Here is a 19,339-nt window from a genome sequence, read left to right on the forward strand (position 1 = left end):
GCCGCTCGCTTCCGCAAGGAAAGGTGAAAGCATTGATTCAATACCCAAATCCTGTCGCAACTCTTGACGGTCGAGGTTTGGCAATGCGAGCACCAACCTGTCTCGACTCAAGGAGCTGTGATGATTTCAATCGAACAAGCCAAGCAAATGGCCAAGCGGCTGCGCGCCTCACTGCAAGTGCGCGATCCGCAAGCCTCGCACTCCATGGCGCTGGAACTGATAGCGCACCAGTTGGGCTACAAGGACTGGAACACCGCTGCGGCGACACTGCCCCAGGAAACGCCGCAACCTGCGGTCACTTTCGACAAAGCCATTCCTATCCTGCGCATGTTCGACGAAACCAAGGCCCGGGAGTTCTACCTGGACTTCCTCAGTTTCAGCGTAGTCTTCGAGCACCGTTTCGAAGCGGATATGCCGCTATACCTGGGGATCCAGCGCAACGGCCTGCAACTGCACCTTTCCGAACATCATGGCGACGCGAGCCCAGGCTCTACAACCTTTGTCCCCATGCACAATATCGAACTGCTGCGTGACGAACTCCAAGCCAAGCGCTATGGCTATGGCCGCCCGGAAATCATCGAGCAAGGCTGGGGGAAAATCCTCGAAGTCCATGACCCGTTCGGCAACCGCATTCGCTTCTGCCAAAGCTGACGTTGACTGTGCGGACCGGGGCAACCCGGTCCGCCTGACAATCATGGATCGGGCGTTTCAGGCACATTGAGAAAAGTATTCCACAGCTCATAGGCGTCGTGGTGCCTTTGGGTTGCTTCGTCCCATTGCGGCCCCGATACGCATCGAGTGGAAACAAGCAACATCATGCCCATCGTCGCCGCATCCAGCTCAATCAGCAGCGCATGAGATTTTATCCTGAAGTCTTCGACCGATCTCATTACAAGTACCCCTGGCGGATAACACCGCCATCGCAAAGCAAAGCCCTACGGGACATCGAGTGTGGGCAGTGCAGAAGATTCACGCCGTCGGACCACCGGTAGCCCTTCCGACTCGAACGCAGTACATGACGATCAGGCCATGGGCACCTGTAAGAGCTGTCGAGAGAAACGAGGCTGCGATCTTTCGAACCCGTTCCAGCCCTACCCCACGGTTGCCAACCCAGCCATCCCGACCTAAGGTCCTTCCCATACCACCACAATAACCCCCAGAAAATCACTGACCCTCCTGCCAATCAACAAGCGAGGTGATGACATGCCAAACGATTCCCGCCCCGCCGTACTCGAACTGATCGGCAACACGCCACTGGTGCGTGTCAGCCGCTTCGATACCGGCCCGTGCACCCTGTTCCTCAAACTCGAATCGCAGAACCCCGGCGGCTCGATCAAGGACCGCATCGGCCTGGCGATGATCGACGCCGCCGAGCGCGATGGCCGCCTCAAGCCCGGGGGCACCATCGTCGAAGCGACCGCCGGTAACACCGGACTGGGCCTGGCGCTGGTCGGCCGTGCCAAGGGTTACCGGGTGGTCCTGGTCGTCCCGGACAAGATGTCCACCGAGAAGGTCCTGCACCTCAAGGCCATGGGCGCCGAAGTGCACATCACCCGTTCCGACGTCGGCAAGGGCCACCCCGAGTACTACCAGGACGTTGCCGCACGCCTGGCGCAGGACATTCCCGATGCGTTCTTCGCCGATCAATTCAACAATCCGGCCAACCCCCTGGCACATGAGTGCAGCACCGCGCCAGAGATCTGGGCGCAGACCCAGCACGACCTCGACGCCATCGTCGTTGGCGTTGGGTCAGCCGGCACCCTCACCGGGCTGACCCGCTTCTTTAAACGCGTGCAACCGGACCTGGAAATGGTCCTGGCTGACCCGGTCGGTTCGGTCATGGCCGAATACAGCCGCACCGGCACCCTCGGCAAGCCCGGTTCCTGGGCCGTGGAAGGCATCGGCGAGGACTTCATCCCCTCGATTTGCGACCTGTCCAGCGTGCGCAAGGCCTACTCGATCAGCGACGAAGAAAGCTTCGACCATGCGCGCCAACTGCTGCGCGCCGAGGGCATCCTCGGCGGATCGTCGACCGGCACCCTGCTGGCAGCGGCGCTGCGTTACTGCCGCGAACAGACCGAACCCAAGCGCGTGGTCAGTTTTGTCTGCGATACCGGCACCCGGTACTTGTCCAAGGTCTACAACGACCAATGGATGAACGACCAGGGTCTGCTGCAGTACAAGCGCTACGGCGACCTGCGCGACCTGATCGCCCGGCGATTCGAGGATGGCCGAGTCATCAGCGTCGGCCCCGACGACACCCTGCTCACCGCATTCCAGCGCATGCGCCTGGCCGATGTCTCGCAGCTGCCGGTGCTGGTGAACGGCGAGCAACTGGTCGGCGTGATCGACGAATCCGACATCCTGTTCGGCATGCAGGAAGACGCCTCGCACTTTCGCCTGAGCGTTGCCAGCGCCATGACCGACAAGGTCCAGACCATTGCACCCGGAGCCAGCCTGGCTGAACTGCAAGCCGAACTCGACCGCGGACTGGTGGCGATCATCGCCGACGCGGCGGGCTTCCATGGTTTGATCACCCGCGTCGACCTGCTCAATCACCTACGGAGATCCCTTGCATGAGCCAGCCTGACAAAACCGCTGCGGCGCACGCCTTTGCCACTCGCGTGATCCATGCGGGGCAGACGCCGGACCCGTCCACCGGGGCATTGATGCCGCCGATCTACGCCAACTCCACCTACCTGCAACAAAGCCCCGGCGTGCACAAGGGCCTCGACTACGGCCGCTCGCACAACCCGACGCGTTTTGCCCTGGAACGCTGCGTGGCCGACCTCGAAGGCGGCACCCAGGCATTCGCCTTCGCCTCGGGCCTCGCGACCATCTCCACCGTGCTCGAATTGCTCGACGCCAATTCGCACATCGTCTCCGGTAATGACCTGTACGGCGGCACCTTCCGCCTGTTCGACAAAGTCCGCCGGCGCAGCGCCGGGCACCGCTTCAGCTTCGTCGACCTGACCGACCTCTCGGCCTTCGAGACGGCCCTGCAGGACGACACGCGCATGGTCATGGTCGAGACCCCGACCAATCCGCTGCTGAGCCTCACCGACCTCGCCGCCATCGCCCGCATCTGCCGCGCCCGCGGCATCATCTGCGTGGCCGACAACACCTTCGCCAGCCCATGGATCCAGCGCCCGCTGGAACTGGGCTTCGACATCGTCCTGCACTCGACCACCAAGTACCTCAACGGCCACTCGGACGTCATCGGCGGCATCGCCGTGGTCGGCCAGAACCCCGAACTCGCCGAACGCCTGGGCTTCCTGCAAAACGCCGTCGGCGCCATCGCCGGCCCGTTCGACGCATTCCTCACCCTGCGCGGCGTGAAAACCCTGGCCCTGCGCATGGAACGCCATTGCAGCAATGCGCTGGACCTGGCGCAATGGCTGGAACGTCAGCCGCAAGTGACGCACGTCTACTACCCCGGCCTGCCCTCGCACCCCCAACACGAACTGGCCAAACGGCAAATGCGCGGCTTCGGCGGCATGATCTCCATCGACCTCAACACCGACCTGGCCGGCGCCAGGCGCTTCCTGGAAAACGTGGAGATCTTTGCCTTGGCCGAGAGTTTGGGTGGCGTGGAAAGCCTGATCGAACACCCGGCAATCATGACCCACGCGACCATCCCGGCGGAGACCCGGGCGCAACTGGGTATTGGCGATGGGCTGGTGCGTTTGTCGGTGGGGGTTGAGGATGTGGAGGATCTGCGCGCGGATCTGGCGCAGGCTTTGCTGCGGATATAAGCGTGGTCAGCGGGTCCTGAGGCAGGGCCCGCTATTGCTGCAGGTTCTTGCGCATGACGATCGTGCGCTCGTCGCCGAAGAATTCATCGCGCACTTTCTGGTAACCCATGGAAGCGTAGAAGCGTTCGGCAGTGATTGATGAGGGTACTTGCAGTGCTTCCAGCCCTGCTTCAACGGCAGCGGCATGGATGACTTCCATCAACTGCTTGCCGATGCCCTCGCCCTGGTAGTCCGGCTCCACGAAGACACTGCGCACAACCGCGCCATCCAGGCTGGCGGTGGCGATGACTTGTTGGTTGACCACTGCAACGAAAACCTTACGTTGCCTCAGCAATCGTGGATTGCCTGAACCGAGAAATTTTGCTCCAAACGGGCGATTACTTCAGGCGCGTAGTCCTGTGCGTTGGATTTGCTTAAGGCGTTGATCACCACATGGCTTATTGCTGCAGCGTCTTCAGGTGTTGCACGGCGAATCTGACACTCCATTAGTCGAGCCCTCACATGACGGCGGATTAAGGCGAATCATGTGGCAAAACACTAATAAGGTCCACTCCGCGACTGAAATCAAAACGAAACTGTGATCGCTCCCCTGCCTTAATTTATAGGCCATTAAATGACATAGCGGGACAGACCCTACATATATTTAGGAAACGGACTACGTGTATTTGAGACTAGTACTCCAAAAAGGTAAGACGTTTCTGAAAATTTCAAGAATCGTTGACGCAAAATGCAATTCAAAATATGTTTGGGCTGCACAGCTGGAGATGCACGGACAACTAACCCTGTTAGGCGCCCGCCACGAACAAATTGCATACAGGTTGCCGTGCTTGCAAATCACAGGATGGCTAATTGAGATTGGATTGTATGTCGAGATATGCTTCGACAAACTCGAATACAAATACTGCAGGATGTTTAGCAAATAATAAATAAATGCAATGGGGAAACACCGTCCAGGAGAACAAAAATGATAGGCATAGACCTTACCTTCGCATAGCTGGCTCCGGGGAGCCGATTGCGTCGCAGCTCTCGGCTAATGGTGGAAGGGCAACTCCCCGCCACGCGAGCAATTTCTCGCTGGCTGAGATTCTGATATTGCCCCACTTGAATCGTAGCGCGTTCTTCATTGCCGAGTTCGGTAAATCACATAGCAACACCTTACCGGAAGGGGGGGTGTTGCACTCAGTTTTTGCGGCCGCCCAGATTGGGAAAGCAACTTCTGTGACTTGACCCTTAATGAAAAAAAGGAGTTTTAGATGGCGGCTAAAAATATGGAGAATTATTTCTCCCCCACAGTAATTGAATCTGCTAAAAAATGCGCCAAAAGACTTATTAAATCGCTACCAGATCAAGAATGTATTGAAACAAATCGAGTGCTTTTAGCCTACGGCGGAGGGAAAGACAGCAGCTATATGGTCGCGTGGGTTAGGTATATACAAGGAATTATACTCCAGGAAAAGGGGCGGACATTTCAGCTGAGAATTACTACCAATCGACATGCGGGCATGAACGATAGGGTAATGGAAAACATCGATAACGTATATCACGCGTTGGGTATTTATGACGACGATCTGGTTGAATGCTTGATCACTGATGGTTTGATTATTAGGCCGTTTCATCGCAACCTCCCAATGCCAGACTCAGTGAGGTGTCAAAATCGTACAGACGTGTTAATGAACGGTCATCGCTTTCAAGCCGATGCGCGTTCCACGTTCTGTAATGCCTGCAACTTGAGTATGGTTAACTCTTTTGGTATGTCTGCTCATTATGAGGGGGGCGTCGACGTAATTATTACGGGCGACTCTTCGAAAGAGCAAACTGGTTATTTTGCTTGGGCTCGCCATCTGGCGCGTTTATTTGATGCACCAGATGTTGATAAAAACAAGGGGTTTGCGGGTTTTTTAGAAACGCTTGACGGAGTTGCCAAAGGCTACTTCGAAAAAATTTACGGCGTAGGAAACGTATCTCCCGCTCAGCGTATTACTCACCAGCTAGATCGTGATCCGATATTTTTTAATATTTACCAAGACACCTCCTATGAGTCAGGTGAGCACTGGGCTCTTCTTACTGATTTTATGGGATTCCAGTTTGATGAACTAATGTTCAGCTTTTCAGAATCTGACTGTGGCAACCCAACACTAATGGCGCATATTCGAGGTCTCCGCGCTGAGACTCGCTTGAATAGAAGCTATTCCGAGGGCATTAAGGAGTATGTCAATTTTGCACTTGGTTTAATGGTAAAGAAAGGTTTTCCACCACATTTAGTTGAAGAGATGGCCACCCGCTACGAAGGTGAGATTGCTATCAACGAACAACGACTGCGAGCTGAAAAGTTTGCTATCGATGCTTTTTGTATCACAAATGAGCAGTTAATTTGTATGATCTATTCACCCTTTACGCAACGTGGAAGCAATTTAGCAGACTATATTGTTCAACAACAAAAAGATTTTTCAGCCAATTCAGTTCATGTCTTACTTCAGAGTGATATGAGAGTTGATACGCCTTTGAGTAAGCGATTAGAAGAAGCCTCCGGACTAAGCCTGCAAGAGCTGCGGCAGTGCTATAACAATCAGCTAGTAACATCCTTGTTATCGGCCAAAAGTGACGATCCACTTTCTCGTATTCTACGATATGATCCACACAAATCTGTAATCCAAGTAAGAAATAGTTATTCACATGAAACCACATCTGAAATTATTTCTGGTCGATAATAACTATGCAAACCAAAACGAATAAAGTATTTTTTCAAATTGGTTCGACCAGGGATGGTTTAAATCCTTATCAGAGAATTGCCAGTGAGCTTGGTTATTTTACAGTATTAATTGAAACGCCTGACTATATAGAGTATCAATCTAAAACGGTTAAACTCTTATTTGATTTAATAGTACCCATTGAACGCCCTGAGAATGTTGAAGATATCGTCCAGGCACTTGATAGAGCAAACTGTATTGTCATCCCGAAAGTGGTATTGGCTGGATTTGAGGTTTATAATCAGAGTGCATTCAAGTTGCGTGGTATGTGGGGCTCTTGTCGTACCGACCAACATTTATTGCCATTCGATAAGCACTCCCAAAGAAATTTATTGGCTGAAAATTGTAAAGTAACGCAGCCGAGCTTTCACAATTTTTCTTCCACTTCAGCAATTCTAAAAGCGAGAGATAATCTCGACTACCCATGTATTATTAAACCAGTAGATGGAGGCGGCGGTCTTGGAGTCTGGATGGTGGAAAATGGAGATCAGCTAGACTCGGCTGTTCACCAGCTAAATCTTACAATGAATTATGGGGGACGACCTTTCAAGGGTTTCATCGTAGAAACTTGGCTCGATGGCGAAGAGTTCTCTATCCAAGGTGTGGTCTACGAGGGGAAACCATATGCACTCACCTATTGTCAGAAACTAATAGAGCGGGTTGTCTCTCAGGAAAATATAATCAGTTTTTATGAGTCCGGGCATGTTGGAGTGACGGGATCCCGTATGCCACAGGCCTATGTTGATTTGATGACTGCATGCTGCGATACGTTCAACTATAACAGGGGGGCGTTCCATATAGATTTTATTGTGGTCGACAACGTGCCATATTTTATAGAAATGGGTTTTCGCCTTTCTGGGATGGGGGTCGCTAGTCTAGTAAAGCAGGCTTCAGGTGTGGACTGGGCAGGCATCGCTTTTGGTTTAGAGGAAGGTAAAGGGCTGCAATTGCCGGCTATTGTCAATTTGGAGGCAGTTGGTCAGCTGCGATTGCGCTGTTTGGAGCAGTTAGGCCGGGCTAAATTATGGGTTGATAAGTTTGGCCAGGGAGAGGTATTGACACTCGGAAAGACCCAACCAATAAAAATCGCCCTCGACTCTACGCTATACGCCGACTTGACGCGTCATGCTGGCGTACTCAGTGTGTTTAAACTCGCATCAGAAGATGCATTTAATATTGTATCAGCATTCAAAGATATAGTAAGAGTCGAACATTCTACGGAGAGAGGATTTCAACAATGTGTAGGATGATTATTGCGTGCGGGATTTTTTCTTCGCGTGATGTATTAGATGCCGCGCGTGCAATGTCTGCGGGTGAAACGGCAGCTCATGATAGCCCTATTAAACAACATCCCAATGGCTGGGGATGTTTATGGATCGAAAACGATAAAATTAAAACGATGCATAGTGAAGGAAATTTTGCGGAAGAATCTCTTAAAATAGATTCTTCGAAAATAGATACTAAGTTTTTAGCTGTGCATGTTAGACATGCAACGCTGTCTCGAAACTCGGGAGTAGAGTTTTCCCATCCGTTGCATCGGAGAAATTGGTTCACTGATTGGCATATGATGCACAATGGTTACTTGCCAACTGTTTATGAGCATCTTGGTCTGCCAGCCTCTACTTTTGATTCTGCAGAATATCTTGAGTACATTGTCCAAAATATTGAACCTGCGCAGTTAACAAGAGACCATTTACTCACAAAGCTTTCGCGACTACCACCTGGTGGCAGCGCGGGAAATTCATTTCTTGTCACGCCAGATAATGCGTGGGTGTGGCAGTGGCATCCGGAAGATACCCCGCACCCAAAATATTTTACCATACATCATTTTCAGACAGGCCAGGCTGAGTATTTCTCATCTGAAGCGATCCAAGCCTTAGGTGACTTATCAATTTGGCGACCGATGAAAAATAGTGAGCTATACCAAATAACATTTTCGGACTTAGGTATAAATGCATGAGTTCGCTTGATAGTATAAAGATAGTAAATATGCATACTCCTGTGGAGTCAGTTTGGCTAACCGATATTATTGAGGCCCGGATGCCTGTATTGGTTCTGCGTGATTTTCTGAAGCCAGAATCAATTTTTGAATTGAATGCAGATCTTGAGGCATGTCGTGAATCAATTCGAGTGTCCACATATTCAAATGGTACTCTCACGACACTTGGCCCATACCTTGCCAAGCATACTAGGCAGCCGATTAGCTACTTTGATCAAGTTGCAGACATTCAGCCTATGCTTCCCAGATCTTTACTTGGGATGACTTATTATGTATATGGTTTAGTTAAATATGCACTTCAGATTGACACATTAAAGACGGCGTCCGAGCCGGAACTAACCAGTTACTCTGGTTCTATCGTTCGTTTTCATGCGGATGGTGTCGCGAATCCACTACATAACGACAATATTTTACGCGATGCTTCTGGCACAGGTCTAGTAGTCACAAATATAACTCAGCAGTTGAGTTGCGTTGTTTGCTTGCAGGAGTGTACATCCGGAGGCATTTTGCGTATTTATAAGAAAAAGTGGGATCCCACTGATGAAGCGTTTAAAACCGAGGGAGAGCTTGGTTATCCTGGTGAAGTCGTAAAAGGCTGCGAAGTTTTTGAGTTTAGTCCTCGCAGAGGGGATATTTATATTTTTAATCCCAACTATTACCATGAGATCGACCGTGTATTTGGGGAGACTCGAATTACTCTAGGTTTCTTTTTTGGGCTCACAGACGCCGCTATGAAAAAAGCGATCGCGTGGAGTTAAGTATTGAGATATTACACGCATTTATGTTCTATATTCACATGATGTGAATTTAGAAAAGGAAAAAATCTATGTCAATTAAAGATATGTTGCTTGCTCTTTGTGTAGTAGTTGTATGGGGTTTGAATTTTGTTGTAATTAAAATTGGCCTCCAAGACATGCCTCCATTTCTTCTAGCGGGGCTAAGGTTCACGCTAGTAGCCTTTCCTGCAGTTTTCTTCATTCGATCGCCTACTCTGCCAATTAAGTGGCTGATTATATATGGTTTAACCATAAGCTTCGGCCAGTTCGCTTTTTTGTTTATGGCTATCAAGCTTGGTATGCCCGCTGGCGTTGCGTCTTTAGTTATCCAAACGCAGGCTTTTTTTACTATGGTGCTTGGAGCACTATTGCTATCAGAAAAATTGAAGTGGAATCATATATCCGGCCTAATAATTGCTTCTGTTGGAATCGGTCTACTTGCCAAAGCAGGGATGGACGTTTCAGGTAGTAATTCAATTACGCTAGGTACTTTGATGCTGACATTAGGCGCTGCACTTTCCTGGGCGTTTGGTAATATTACAAATAAAATCATCGCACGGGATAATAATTTTTCTATAATGTCGCTAGTCGTCTGGAGTGCGTTAGTTCCGATATTACCTTTTTTTGCCTGTTCTTGGATATTTGAGGGTAAAGACACTATCCAGCAGAGCTTGATAGACATTTCGAGTCAGACTTTTTTCTCGTTAGTATATCTCGCACTTTTTGCAACTATCCTGGGTTATGCAGCTTGGGGGTATTTGCTCAAGCGATACGAAACTTGGCGAATTGCCCCTTTATCGCTTTTAGTTCCTATAGTAGGTCTGATTAGCGCTAATTTCATGCTGGGTGAGTCTTTATCGGTGGCACAGGTATTAGGGGCTATAATTATTATTTTGGGACTACTATTAAACATTTATGGGAGGACAATTTTCAAGGCTAGAAAAGAGTAAGCATTAAAAGGATTGATACTTAAGTATTTTAAAAGGGCTATAGCGCATGCAGCTATGTATCTGGCATATATTATTTTGGGGAGTTCTCAATGAGCACTGAATTGATCAAGCCAATTCAAAAAATAAAGGTGCTTTACACGGGGGGTACCATTGGCATGTGTTCGAGTAATAATGGTTTAACCCAATGTCCGGATTTCTTGGAGGGCATAGATGATCATCTTCATGACCATCCTTCCAATCTACCTCCAGATTGGAGCTACCAAGAAGTAATGCCGATTAATGATAGTGCCAATATTACTCCCGAATACTGGCTCGTGTTACGTCGTGCAATTATTAATGCCGTTGACATTGAAAGGTGTAGTGGCGTACTCGTTTTGCATGGCACAGATACTTTGGCATATACCGCTGCTGCTATGAGTTTTCAGCTTCAAGGGATTCCAGTGCCAGTGATATTTACTGGCGCGATGATACCAACTGGTTTGCCTGATAGTGATGCTTGGGAAAATCTAATTGGTGGAATGGTTACTTTAGGACACGGATTGCCTAGCGGAATACATGTGTATTTTCATGGTGAACTACTTGATCCGCTTTTGAGTACAAAAATTAAAACGTCAGGAAGGCACCCGTTTGGCCAGCGCTCTCAAGAGATGAGTGACTGTGAAATTTTGCCAAAGCTCAAAAACTTTACTTACCGGGATCGCCTTTCTTTAGCCCGGGTGGCTGTTGTAACATTGGCTCCTGGTCAAGGACTTGCGATTTTAACTAGTATTCTTAATAGTGGTGTTGACGCTTTGATACTTGAGCATGAAGGACCTGAGCTAATTGTCGATGAAAGTCGCGATGTAGAATTTCTTCAAGTTTTACGAAATTATCATCTTGCGGGTATCGTTATTGTAGCTGTGTCTAGAGGATTTATGGAACAGTCGCATATTGTTGGAACTGCACTTCGTAAATCCGGAGTCATTTCTGGCGGTAATTTCACTAGAGAAACAACTTTAGGAAAATTGCACGTAATTATGGGCGCTAGAATAATAAATAGGCCTGCAATACCGGAGTTAAATCTCAATTTGATGGCCATTGAAAGTCGCGGTGGCATCGAACATTGTCACCAGGATCAGATACCCGCTCGTGCGCTCCACGAGGGTGCCAACAGCCGAACCATTGTCCTTGCCCTTGATCAAGTCGCCCTCCCAATGGCCGTAAGCGCTCCATTAACCCCACCCATTCAAAAATAGGCGGTGTGCTCATCCTGCGAGACACCAATAAGCGCGAGGGATTGGTGGGGCAGAGACCATTCAAAGCAGCATTGCTTTATTTTTTGTGCCCGATAGCCACCACATTACCCGCCTACTTTAATTGTATCTCTCCAACGATTATTCCCAATGCACTATTCAGCAACCGCCACAGCCATATATTTCGCTGCTTCACATGGCATAGGCATCGCTAGTATTTCCACGGCGTCAGGAGTGATGCTGAGTCAAAACCATGCATTGGCTTGGTCATTGCCCGCAATTACCGGAGTATTAGGCTGCGCAGCCTGGATCGTCTCGATGAAAACTCCATGCAGGTAGCAATTATATTAGATGAACCAACCGAACCAGCGCGCGTATGCGTCGGACTGCGAATCGATTTGAAGAAGCGAGGGTTCGTAAACTTTGTGCCGATTCAAATTATTTAGAATAATTTAATTGGTCCATGTTACGAGACAAATGAAAAACCAGAAAATGGCAGGGGCGGCTGGATTCGAACCAACGCATGGCAGGATCAAAACCTGCTGCCTTACCGCTTGGCGACGCCCCTGTGTCGATCGCGACGAGTGCTGGGCACTGTCTTTTTGATGGTGAAGCTGTGAGCAACGGCGGGTGTTGCTGCGTTCGCTGACAGTCCGGTGAGGGCCTGTGCTGGAATGGGCGCAAATTTACCAACTTCTGCGTGGACTTGGAAGTAGAAAATGGAAATAATTTTGTTTTAAAACAGCCGCTTATCGCATCGACAAGATTTTACTGGCGACTCGACTCTTTCGCCAAGTCGCCAAGCACACCCTATGTCAGCCCTTGGCCGCCATCGCGGTGACTTCCACGCGCATGCCTTCGACTGCCAGCGAGGCCACGCCGACAGCGGCGCGCACCGGCCATGGCTTGGCGAAGAAGCGTTTGTAGACTTCATTGAAGGCAGCGCGATCAGCCATGTCGGTGAGGTAGATGGTCAGGTGCAGGACGCGGTCCATCGAACTGCCAGCGCGCTCCAATGCAACCTTGAGTGCCTGCAAGGTGCATTCGCTTTGCAGAGTGATGTCGCCCAGTTCGAGACTGCCATCGGCGTGGGTCGGGATCTGCGTGGAGACCAGCAGGCCGCCGAAACCGGCGACGTCGGAGGAGATGGAGTCGGTGTCGGGATCGGGGACGAAGGTGATGTCTTGATTGGCCATGGGGGGTCTCTGTTCTGGGGTAAACGGGTTAGGCTGGGGTACGCCTTGAGGCGGCATAGTCTACAGATGCCGGGGTGCGGTGTGGGCTGATGCAGTGCACAGAACTGGGGTCTGCACCCTCTGTGGGAGCAAAGCTTGCTCGCGACTGCGGTGAATCAGTCGCCATCAATGTTGAATACAAGGCCTTAATCGCGAGCAAGCTTTGCTCCCACAGATATCATCTCTCACAGGTGCTCATTCGAATTCAAGAGTGTGCACGACCAAACAAGCGCAGCGTGCCGGCTTGATGACTTGGTCGGCCCAGAGGCCGCCACGGCCCGGTTTTTGATCGCGGGCACACCGAGCCTTAGCGAGGTGTCAAGTGGAGGGGCAAGAAGCGCTTGGTTACTTGGCGCTGTTCCAAGTGACCCGCCGTAAGGGCGGAACCATTCGAAGCCGTTACCGCAGCGATGGATATGTACACAAGCCAGATCAAAAAATCGCAGCCTCGTTTCTCTCGACAGCTCCTACGCGGTCCCGCGCGCAGTGAGGACCAGCAGGAAATTATTCCAGAATCGAATTGATCAATTTCGCCGACGCAGAGCTGATCAGCCCTTCAAAGCCGCTTCGATCCCGGCCACGTCAATCTTGACCATCTGCATCATTGCTTCAAACGCACGCTTGGCCGCCGCCGGATCAGGATCGGTGATTGCGGCCGTGAGAATGCGCGGCGTGATCTGCCACGACAGCCCCCACTTGTCCCTGCACCAGCCGCATACACTTTCCTCCCCACCGTTGCTGACGATGGCATTCCACAAACGATCGGTTTCCGCCTGGTCATCGGTGGCCACCTGGAATGAAAACGCCCCGGTGTGCCTAAACCCATCGCCGCCATTCAATCCCAGGCACGGGATGCCCATCACCGTGAACTCGACCGTCAACACATCGCCCTGCTTGCCCGACGGGTAATCGCCAGGCGCATGGTGGACGGCGACCACGGCGCTGTCCGGGAACGTCTGGGCATAAAAGGTGGCGGCGTCGAGTGCGTCGCCGTTGTACCAGAGGCAAATCGTATTCTTGCTGATCATCATGGCTCTCCAGAAAGAGGTTTCTCCAACACAGGATTAGCCGATTGAGTCTAGCAGCGTGTGCAGTGGCCTATGCTTGATCTGAACTGACCCTTGCGAAGAACACTATGACCTCCCCCGATTCCACCCTCCTCCAAAGCTGGCACCACAATGCCCAATCCTGGATCAAAGTCGTGCGCAATGGCTCGATCGAAAGTCGCGCACAGGTCACCGACCAGGCCATCCTGCTGGCGATCATGGGCCGTCAGCCCGAGCGCGTGCTGGACCTCGGCTGTGGCGAAGGCTGGTTATTACGGGTATTGGCTGAACGGGGCATCGCGGCGGTTGGGGTGGATGGCGACGCCACATTGGTCGAGGCCGCCCGGGCGGCCGGCAGTTCCCGGGTGCACCTGGCGAGCTACGAAGCCTTGGCGGATTCAACGGTGGACATCGGCCGCGACTACGACCTGATCTGCGCCAACTTCGCCCTGCTGCACCAGGACATCATCCCGCTGCTGAGCACCATGAACACCCTGCTCGCCCCCGGCGGCGCGTTGGTGATCCAGACGCTGCACCCGTGGACTGCGGCGGCGGGCAACTATCAGGATGGCTGGCGGGAAGAGACCTTCGCCGGGTTCAGCGGCCAGTGGCAACCGATGCCCTGGTACCTGCGCACCTTGTCCAGCTGGTTCAACGCGCTGGACATGGCCGGTTTTCAACTGGTGGGCCTGCAAGAGCCGCAGCACCCGCAAAGTCCGGTGCCGCAGTCATTGCTGCTGGTGGCTGAACAGCGCGTACCCGGTGTTTAGCCTGGGTTACAGGCCCATGCCTGTATGGCGGACCAGGGTTCCAGTTCCCTGGCAGTAACATCAACACTCCTTGATCCGGCCCCGCTGTTGCGCGACCTGCTCGGCGCTGGAAGCACTGATACGCGCCAGATCGGCTGGATAGTCCACACCCTGATTCTCGGCAAATCGCGTCGCAGTGAACTGGCCATTGCTGGCCCGCAGGATGTAACCAGTGTCCAGGCACAGCGTTGAGGCCAGAAACACCACGCCGCTGGCCACCCACTCAGGTTTCAGATAGTGCGGTTCAGCCGTCACGCCCCACATCCCCGTGATGCGCAATGACGCTCAACCCTTCGGACTCTGGCCAATTTCATCGCCATGCTCGGCTCCAAATTGGCGGTCAATCAATGATGTCGCTGTTCCTTCAGATCAGCTGCGCTTGGTCCTGAACTCGCTGACAAGCAATACCCCAGCGCCGGCCATGATCGCGATATCGGCGATGTTAAACACGCCGGTATGCACCGACCCCAGATTGAGGATGAGGTAGTCAACCACATGGCCCTCGCGGAACACCCGATCGATCAGATTGGAAGCACCGCCCAGGGCGATGAAATAGATCGCCGCTGCCTTGCGCGGTGATTGCGCCCAATGGGTCAACGCCCACCAGATGGCCCAGCACACCACCGCCCCGACACCGACAATGAAAATCAGCTGTTTAACGCCCGGTGCCAGCCCCGCCCCCAGGCTGAGGAATGCGCCAGGGTTGAGGCTCAGGGCAACGTCCAGCCAGGCAAAGCTGCTGCCATACCGGAAGCTGTCGAGTTGCAGCGAATGCAGCGCCTGCAGTTTCACCAGCTGATCAAATGCGATAAACACAATGCCGATCAGCACTGCAAACAGTCGGTTTTTCATCACCTGTTCCATGAACGATACCTTATTCACCACGAATTCGACGCCAGGACCCGGCTGGCGATAGCGGCCGCAAGATAGCGCAGGTGCGGTCGAGGGTGCACGGGAAATCACTGCGGCCAGCGATCGACCGGAAAGTACTTTTGCGAGATTTGCGTGTACTTGCCTGACGCATGCAACTGCGTGAGCGCCTGGTCGATCCGCGCCTTGAGTTCGGTGTCACTTTTGCGCAGCCCGGCGCCGATGCCCAGGCCATATTGCAAGGGATCCACCTTCACGCTGCCGCTGCCTTTTTCTTCAAAGCCAGCGCCATCTGCCGAGGCCAGGAACGCGATGTCGCCGAGCTTGTCGAGGAACATTACGTCGATACGTCCGGCCAGCAAGTCGGCATTGCAGTCGTCCTGAGTGGTGTAGATGCGGATCTCCGAGGCCTTGCCGTAGGCGCTGCGGATGAACTCGGCGTTGGTGGTCGAGCCCTGCACGCCGATCGATTTACCGGCCAGGCCTTCCGGGGTGTTTTCAATGAACCCGGCCCAGCTGCGAATCACCCGTTTGTGCGCGACCTTGGGGAACAGCTCGGCGAGCCGGCGGGCGATATTGCATTGCAGGGGAGTCGACTGCGCGCGGTTGCGCCGCACGTCGCGCAGATCGACCCACTCATGCGGCCCGCCGCCATACGCGAGATTGCCGCGCAGGGTCTGACGGCCATACAGGCCATTGCCATCCACCCCGCCCACTTCCAGCAACGGCAGCGGTTCGGTGACGATCATTTCGGCGCGCGCAGTCACCAGTGGAATCTCGACGCCAAGCTGTGCGGCCAGTTTCGAGCCGGTCGACACGCAATCCGTACCAGGCGGCTTCGTGTGCGGGGGATGCCCTTCGGGCGTTTGGCCACAGTCTGCTGTCCGCTGCACAGCCAGAACGGCGTCCACTGCGACGGCATATCGAACCACGCATCCCAATGGCTGAGCATCTGCGGTGTTTCCTCGATCTGGCCGATCTGTTGCAGTGACAGCGGCCGCACCGGCGGGCGGAACGAAGCCAGCGCGATGCCTCGGACCACGGCATGCGCTGGTGCAGATCGGTGAGACAGGCGCCATTGAGATTGAAGCGAAACAATTTGGAGTGTGCCCACAGCGAGGGCGCATACCAATGCAGTGCACGTAGATGACCGAGGGTCATGTCCACGTAGACATGGGCGTCGTCAGCAATGTTCAAGCTGCAATCCAGGCGCTGACGGAAACCGACGCCGTTGGCGATCGTGGAAATGCCACTCAGGTTCGGTCCGGCCGTGGTCCGCGCCACCGTGCCGCGCACCAACTGCAGGGGCAGGGAAATGCCGAGCATCTGCAGCAGCCGAAACGTCGTGACACCGGCGGCGCACACCACAGTCCTGGCCTTCACATAACCACGCTCGGTTTCAACACCGACCACCTGCCCGGCAGCCACGTCGATGCCTGTGGCGCCACACTGCTCGATGATCTGTGCGCCCAGTTCCCGGGCACGCATGGCGAAGGCGCGGGCCACCAGGGTGGGTTGGGCCTGACCGTCGCTGGCGGTAAACAAACCACCGAGCTGCGGCATGGCGTAACCCGGCAATTTCTTCTGCACCTCCCGGGGCGACAGCATTACCGTGTCCACCGAAAAACTGCGCGCCACCGACAGCCAGGATGCATAACCCTCGTGCTACCCCTCGTTTGCTGGAGTGTTTATAAGGGCAACCGTCCGCTGGAGAAAGACGCGTGGCGCTGCGAATCCTCCGAAAGCCCTTCCCGCAACTTGCGGCCCTCGTTCGTCAAATTGATCCGCACCTGACGCTCATCTTTCGGTTCACAGATGGACTCTCCGGGTTCATTCAGGGCAGACCAGTTGGGTCCATTTGCTGTAACCGCGATGATTGGCGACCGCCGCTTCGATAAAGGCCATGCCGCGCAATCCGACGTCGATGCCAGGCACGCCGGGCACCGAGTTGCCGTCATGCTGGCCGCGGATCGCTATTGCGAAGTCGCCGTAAAGGTTGGCCATGGCTTCCAGGTAGCCCTCCGGATGCCCGGCCGGCAGGCGCATGCGCCGGGTCGCGGCGTCGCACAACCAGGGCTGGCCGACCCCGGATCGCAGCACGCGCATGGGTTGATCAAGCGCACGATGGATCAGGCTGGACGGCTGCTCCTGACGCCACTCCAGACCACCCTTGTCGCCGTAAACGCGGATCTTCAACGGGTTCTCTTCGCCGGCGCAAACCTGGCTGGCAACCAATACTCCGCTGGCGCCGTCGGCCATCTTCAACAGCATCGCGGCATCGTCATCCAGCTGCCGGCTGGCGACGTGGGTATTCAACATCGCGCACAGCTGGATCACGGATTGGTTCGCAATAAACTCGGCCAGGGAAAAGGCATGGGTACCGATATCGCCAATGCAGCCGCCCAATCCGGATTGCTTCGGCTGATCCCGCCAGCTGGCCTGCTTGTTGCCCTGCCCCGCGACGTCCTCACTCAACCAGCCCTGGGGGTACTCGACCAGCACTTTACGCACGGTGCCGATTACGCCATCGCGCACCATCTGCCGGGCTTGCCACACCATCGGATAACCCAGATAGGTGTGGGCCAGGCCGTAGAGACGGTCGCTGGATTGCAGTACCTCCTTTAGCGCCAGCAGCTCGGCCAGGCTCAACGCCGCCGGCTTCTCGCTGAACACATGAAAACCAGCCTTCAGCGCCTCACTGGCGATCGGCGCATGCAGGTGGTTGGGGGTGACGATGATCAGCAGTTCCATGCGCTGCTCGGCGGGCAGCCCGCGCTCGGTTTCGAGCATTTGCCGCCAGTCGCTGTAGCAGCGTGAAGCGGGCAAGCCCAAGGCAGCGCCGGTGTCCTGATTATTGCGGACATCGCGGCTGAACGCGCCACACACCAGTTCAAAACGCCCATCGAGCCCGGCGGCCTGCCGGTGGGCCTTGCCGATGAAGGCCCCCTCCCCGCCACCGACGAAGCCCATTCTTATTTTTGCCACTGGTAGATTCATCGCAACTGTTCTCTGTAGAATTTGGCTAATGTAACCGGTTACATCGTGGCGTAAATTGGCTGGTTATCAGGACGCACTGGGGGAAGCGGGAATCGAAGCGGATCCCGCGCTGATCTGCCACGGCGACTTCACGCTCAAGGCCGGTGATGACGGCGCCGCCACCATGCTGCAGCTGCCTGACCACCCGACGGCGCTGCGGTAGTCCGCCGGCGCTGAGCCGGGGCGATTCAGACTGCAGGCACGCGGCACTCCGCCAACTTACGCACCCTGGCGCCGCATGGTCAGAATGGCCGCGCCAAAGCCGATAAACGTCGTGCCCACCACCCGGCTGACCCACCGCGACAGATCCGGCCGCGTCAGCACGCCCTTGGCCCGGGACGCCAGTGCCGCGTACAGGCTCAGGGAGGAAATCGACAGCGCCATGAAGATCGAGGTGAGGATCATGAACTGCGGTAACAACGCTGCGCCCTGATCAATGAACTGCGGAAACAGTGCAGTAAAAAACATCGTCGCCTTGGGGTTAGTCACCGCCGTCAGGAATGCCGATTTGAAGAGCTTGGATCGATTGGGCTTGCTCTTCTTCGAGTCATCTTCGATACCCTCCGCCAGCATCGGGTTGCTTTTGAACAGCTGCCTGGCGCCCAGGTAAAACAAATAACCGGCACCGAGAATCTTCACCGCGTTGAACAGCCACTCGGAACTGGCCAGCAACGCCCCCAGGCCCAACATGGCGGCAGCAGACAGGCAGAACAAGCCGCTGGCATTGCCCAGCGATGACCAGATCACGCTGCGCTGCCCGTGGGCCAGGCTGTTATTGATTGCCATCAAGGTGGCGGGGCCGGGGCTGGCTATGGCGATTGCGCCGACCAGGGTAAAGGTGAGGATCGAGTGAGAGTCCATTTTCAGTGCTCGGTAATTTTGTA

16 protein-coding genes, 1 tRNA gene and 7 pseudogenes are annotated in these 19,339 nt (G+C 54.1%); 11 read left to right on the plus strand and 13 right to left on the minus strand.

Annotated elements, in window-relative coordinates:
• Positions 1–120: 120 nt before the first annotated feature.
• Positions 121–651, plus strand: coding sequence for a glyoxalase superfamily protein (locus ACYZTK_RS03310; RefSeq protein ID WP_462013123.1), 531 nt, complete (start codon positions 121–123; stop codon positions 649–651).
• A 41-nt stretch (positions 652–692) separates the two neighbouring features.
• On the opposite strand, the gene ACYZTK_RS03315 is transcribed toward ACYZTK_RS03310, so the two are convergent.
• Positions 693–890: a hypothetical protein gene (locus ACYZTK_RS03315; protein ID WP_462013124.1), complete on the minus strand. Its 198-nt coding sequence runs from the start codon at positions 888–890 to the stop codon at positions 693–695.
• Between the two features lie 313 nt (positions 891–1,203).
• On the opposite strand from ACYZTK_RS03315, the gene ACYZTK_RS03320 reads away from it, so the two are divergent.
• Positions 1,204–2,580 carry a pyridoxal-phosphate dependent enzyme gene (locus tag ACYZTK_RS03320; RefSeq protein ID WP_462013125.1) on the plus strand — a complete coding sequence of 459 codons (1,377 nt, stop codon included), beginning with the start codon at positions 1,204–1,206 and terminating at the stop codon, positions 2,578–2,580.
• Positions 2,577–3,755: a trans-sulfuration enzyme family protein gene (locus tag ACYZTK_RS03325; RefSeq protein ID WP_462013126.1), complete on the plus strand. Its 1,179-nt coding sequence runs from the start codon at positions 2,577–2,579 to the stop codon at positions 3,753–3,755. The genes ACYZTK_RS03320 and ACYZTK_RS03325 overlap by 4 nt, the downstream gene beginning before the upstream one ends.
• A gap of 31 nt (positions 3,756–3,786) precedes the next feature.
• On the opposite strand, the pseudogene ACYZTK_RS03330 reads toward ACYZTK_RS03325, so the two are convergent.
• Positions 3,787–4,241: pseudogene (locus ACYZTK_RS03330) on the minus strand (GNAT family N-acetyltransferase).
• 522 nt (positions 4,242–4,763) lie between these two features.
• Positions 4,764–4,862, minus strand: a pseudogene (locus tag ACYZTK_RS03335) (helix-turn-helix domain-containing protein); the annotation flags it as partial.
• 146 nt (positions 4,863–5,008) lie between these two features.
• Here ACYZTK_RS03335 and ACYZTK_RS03340 point away from each other — a divergent pair.
• The 6 genes and pseudogenes from ACYZTK_RS03340 to ACYZTK_RS03365 all read left to right on the plus strand — a co-directional run.
• On the plus strand, positions 5,009–6,463 hold the full coding sequence (locus tag ACYZTK_RS03340) for a hypothetical protein (RefSeq protein ID WP_462013127.1): 1,455 nt from the start codon (positions 5,009–5,011) through the stop codon (positions 6,461–6,463).
• A 5-nt stretch (positions 6,464–6,468) separates the two neighbouring features.
• Positions 6,469–7,752, plus strand: coding sequence for an ATP-grasp domain-containing protein (locus ACYZTK_RS03345; protein ID WP_462013128.1), 1,284 nt, complete (start codon positions 6,469–6,471; stop codon positions 7,750–7,752).
• The gene (locus tag ACYZTK_RS03350; RefSeq protein ID WP_462013129.1) at positions 7,740–8,462 is read left to right on the plus strand and encodes a class II glutamine amidotransferase; all 723 of its coding nucleotides are present in this window, start codon (positions 7,740–7,742) and stop codon (positions 8,460–8,462) included. The genes ACYZTK_RS03345 and ACYZTK_RS03350 overlap by 13 nt, the downstream gene beginning before the upstream one ends.
• A complete protein-coding gene (locus ACYZTK_RS03355; RefSeq protein ID WP_462013130.1) occupies positions 8,459–9,259 on the plus strand; it encodes a 2OG-Fe(II)-dependent halogenase WelO5 family protein in 801 nt (266 codons plus the stop codon). The genes ACYZTK_RS03350 and ACYZTK_RS03355 overlap by 4 nt, the downstream gene beginning before the upstream one ends.
• A 68-nt stretch (positions 9,260–9,327) precedes the next feature.
• The gene (locus ACYZTK_RS03360; protein ID WP_462013131.1) at positions 9,328–10,227 is read left to right on the plus strand and encodes an EamA family transporter; all 900 of its coding nucleotides are present in this window, start codon (positions 9,328–9,330) and stop codon (positions 10,225–10,227) included.
• A gap of 155 nt (positions 10,228–10,382) precedes the next feature.
• A pseudogene (locus ACYZTK_RS03365) lies at positions 10,383–11,192 on the plus strand (asparaginase domain-containing protein); the annotation flags it as partial.
• A 117-nt stretch (positions 11,193–11,309) separates the two neighbouring features.
• On the opposite strand, the pseudogene ACYZTK_RS03370 reads toward ACYZTK_RS03365, so the two are convergent.
• From ACYZTK_RS03370 to ACYZTK_RS03385, 4 genes and pseudogenes are all read right to left on the minus strand, one after another.
• A pseudogene (locus tag ACYZTK_RS03370) lies at positions 11,310–11,426 on the minus strand (IS30 family transposase); the annotation flags it as partial.
• Between the two features lie 526 nt (positions 11,427–11,952).
• Positions 11,953–12,027: transfer RNA gene (locus tag ACYZTK_RS03375), tRNA-Gln, on the minus strand.
• A gap of 247 nt (positions 12,028–12,274) precedes the next feature.
• Positions 12,275–12,655 (minus strand): RidA family protein, encoded by a 381-nt coding sequence (locus ACYZTK_RS03380; RefSeq protein ID WP_462013132.1) that lies wholly within the window; start codon positions 12,653–12,655, stop codon positions 12,275–12,277.
• A 587-nt stretch (positions 12,656–13,242) separates the two neighbouring features.
• Entirely contained in the window at positions 13,243–13,722 is a 480-nt protein-coding gene (locus ACYZTK_RS03385) for a VOC family protein (RefSeq protein ID WP_462013133.1), read from the minus strand.
• A gap of 107 nt (positions 13,723–13,829) precedes the next feature.
• Between ACYZTK_RS03385 and ACYZTK_RS03390 the strand changes: the two genes are divergently transcribed.
• Positions 13,830–14,510, plus strand: coding sequence for a class I SAM-dependent methyltransferase (locus tag ACYZTK_RS03390; RefSeq protein ID WP_462013134.1), 681 nt, complete (start codon positions 13,830–13,832; stop codon positions 14,508–14,510).
• Positions 14,511–14,570: 60 nt separating this feature from the next.
• On the opposite strand, the pseudogene ACYZTK_RS03395 reads toward ACYZTK_RS03390, so the two are convergent.
• The 5 genes and pseudogenes from ACYZTK_RS03395 to ACYZTK_RS03415 all read right to left on the minus strand — a co-directional run.
• Positions 14,571–14,819 (minus strand): annotated as a pseudogene (locus ACYZTK_RS03395) (short-chain dehydrogenase); the annotation flags it as partial.
• A 99-nt stretch (positions 14,820–14,918) separates the two neighbouring features.
• On the minus strand, positions 14,919–15,401 hold the full coding sequence (locus ACYZTK_RS03400) for a signal peptidase II (RefSeq protein WP_462013135.1): 483 nt from the start codon (positions 15,399–15,401) through the stop codon (positions 14,919–14,921).
• A 107-nt stretch (positions 15,402–15,508) separates the two neighbouring features.
• The gene (locus tag ACYZTK_RS03405; RefSeq protein WP_462013136.1) at positions 15,509–16,237 is read right to left on the minus strand and encodes a transporter substrate-binding domain-containing protein; all 729 of its coding nucleotides are present in this window, start codon (positions 16,235–16,237) and stop codon (positions 15,509–15,511) included.
• Positions 16,238–16,736: 499 nt separating this feature from the next.
• Positions 16,737–17,027 (minus strand): annotated as a pseudogene (locus ACYZTK_RS03410) (NAD(P)/FAD-dependent oxidoreductase); the annotation flags it as partial.
• Positions 17,028–17,249: 222 nt separating this feature from the next.
• Positions 17,250–18,416 (minus strand): Gfo/Idh/MocA family protein, encoded by a 1,167-nt coding sequence (locus ACYZTK_RS03415; protein WP_462013137.1) that lies wholly within the window; start codon positions 18,414–18,416, stop codon positions 17,250–17,252.
• A gap of 52 nt (positions 18,417–18,468) precedes the next feature.
• On the opposite strand from ACYZTK_RS03415, the pseudogene ACYZTK_RS03420 reads away from it, so the two are divergent.
• A pseudogene (locus tag ACYZTK_RS03420) lies at positions 18,469–18,612 on the plus strand (LacI family DNA-binding transcriptional regulator); the annotation flags it as partial.
• Between the two features lie 62 nt (positions 18,613–18,674).
• Here the strand turns inward: ACYZTK_RS03420 and ACYZTK_RS03425 are convergent.
• Positions 18,675–19,316 carry a LysE family translocator gene (locus ACYZTK_RS03425; protein WP_462013138.1) on the minus strand — a complete coding sequence of 214 codons (642 nt, stop codon included), beginning with the start codon at positions 19,314–19,316 and terminating at the stop codon, positions 18,675–18,677.
• Between the last annotated feature and the right edge of the window lie 23 nt (positions 19,317–19,339).

This window comes from Pseudomonas sp. LB3P31 (genome assembly GCF_054897945.1).

Excerpts from the sequence above, each read along its gene's own strand:
- ACYZTK_RS03385 (WP_462013133.1), bottom strand. The coding sequence starts at position 13,722 with ATGATCAGCAAGAATACGATTTGCCTCTGGTACAACGGCGACGCACTC.
- ACYZTK_RS03340 (WP_462013127.1), top strand. The coding sequence starts at position 5,009 with ATGGCGGCTAAAAATATGGAGAATTATTTCTCCCCCACAGTAATTGAA.
- ACYZTK_RS03325 (WP_462013126.1), top strand. The coding sequence starts at position 2,577 with ATGAGCCAGCCTGACAAAACCGCTGCGGCGCACGCCTTTGCCACTCGC.
- ACYZTK_RS03310 (WP_462013123.1), top strand. The coding sequence starts at position 121 with ATGATTTCAATCGAACAAGCCAAGCAAATGGCCAAGCGGCTGCGCGCC.
- ACYZTK_RS03320 (WP_462013125.1), top strand. The coding sequence starts at position 1,204 with ATGCCAAACGATTCCCGCCCCGCCGTACTCGAACTGATCGGCAACACG.
- ACYZTK_RS03400 (WP_462013135.1), bottom strand. The coding sequence starts at position 15,401 with ATGAAAAACCGACTGTTTGCAGTGCTGATCGGCATTGTGTTTATCGCA.
- ACYZTK_RS03380 (WP_462013132.1), bottom strand. The coding sequence starts at position 12,655 with ATGGCCAATCAAGACATCACCTTCGTCCCCGATCCCGACACCGACTCC.
- ACYZTK_RS03390 (WP_462013134.1), top strand. The coding sequence starts at position 13,830 with ATGACCTCCCCCGATTCCACCCTCCTCCAAAGCTGGCACCACAATGCC.
- ACYZTK_RS03350 (WP_462013129.1), top strand. The coding sequence starts at position 7,740 with ATGTGTAGGATGATTATTGCGTGCGGGATTTTTTCTTCGCGTGATGTA.
- ACYZTK_RS03415 (WP_462013137.1), bottom strand. The coding sequence starts at position 18,416 with ATGAATCTACCAGTGGCAAAAATAAGAATGGGCTTCGTCGGTGGCGGG.
- ACYZTK_RS03355 (WP_462013130.1), top strand. The coding sequence starts at position 8,459 with ATGAGTTCGCTTGATAGTATAAAGATAGTAAATATGCATACTCCTGTG.
- ACYZTK_RS03360 (WP_462013131.1), top strand. The coding sequence starts at position 9,328 with ATGTCAATTAAAGATATGTTGCTTGCTCTTTGTGTAGTAGTTGTATGG.
- ACYZTK_RS03345 (WP_462013128.1), top strand. The coding sequence starts at position 6,469 with ATGCAAACCAAAACGAATAAAGTATTTTTTCAAATTGGTTCGACCAGG.
- ACYZTK_RS03425 (WP_462013138.1), bottom strand. The coding sequence starts at position 19,316 with ATGGACTCTCACTCGATCCTCACCTTTACCCTGGTCGGCGCAATCGCC.
- ACYZTK_RS03315 (WP_462013124.1), bottom strand. The coding sequence starts at position 890 with ATGAGATCGGTCGAAGACTTCAGGATAAAATCTCATGCGCTGCTGATT.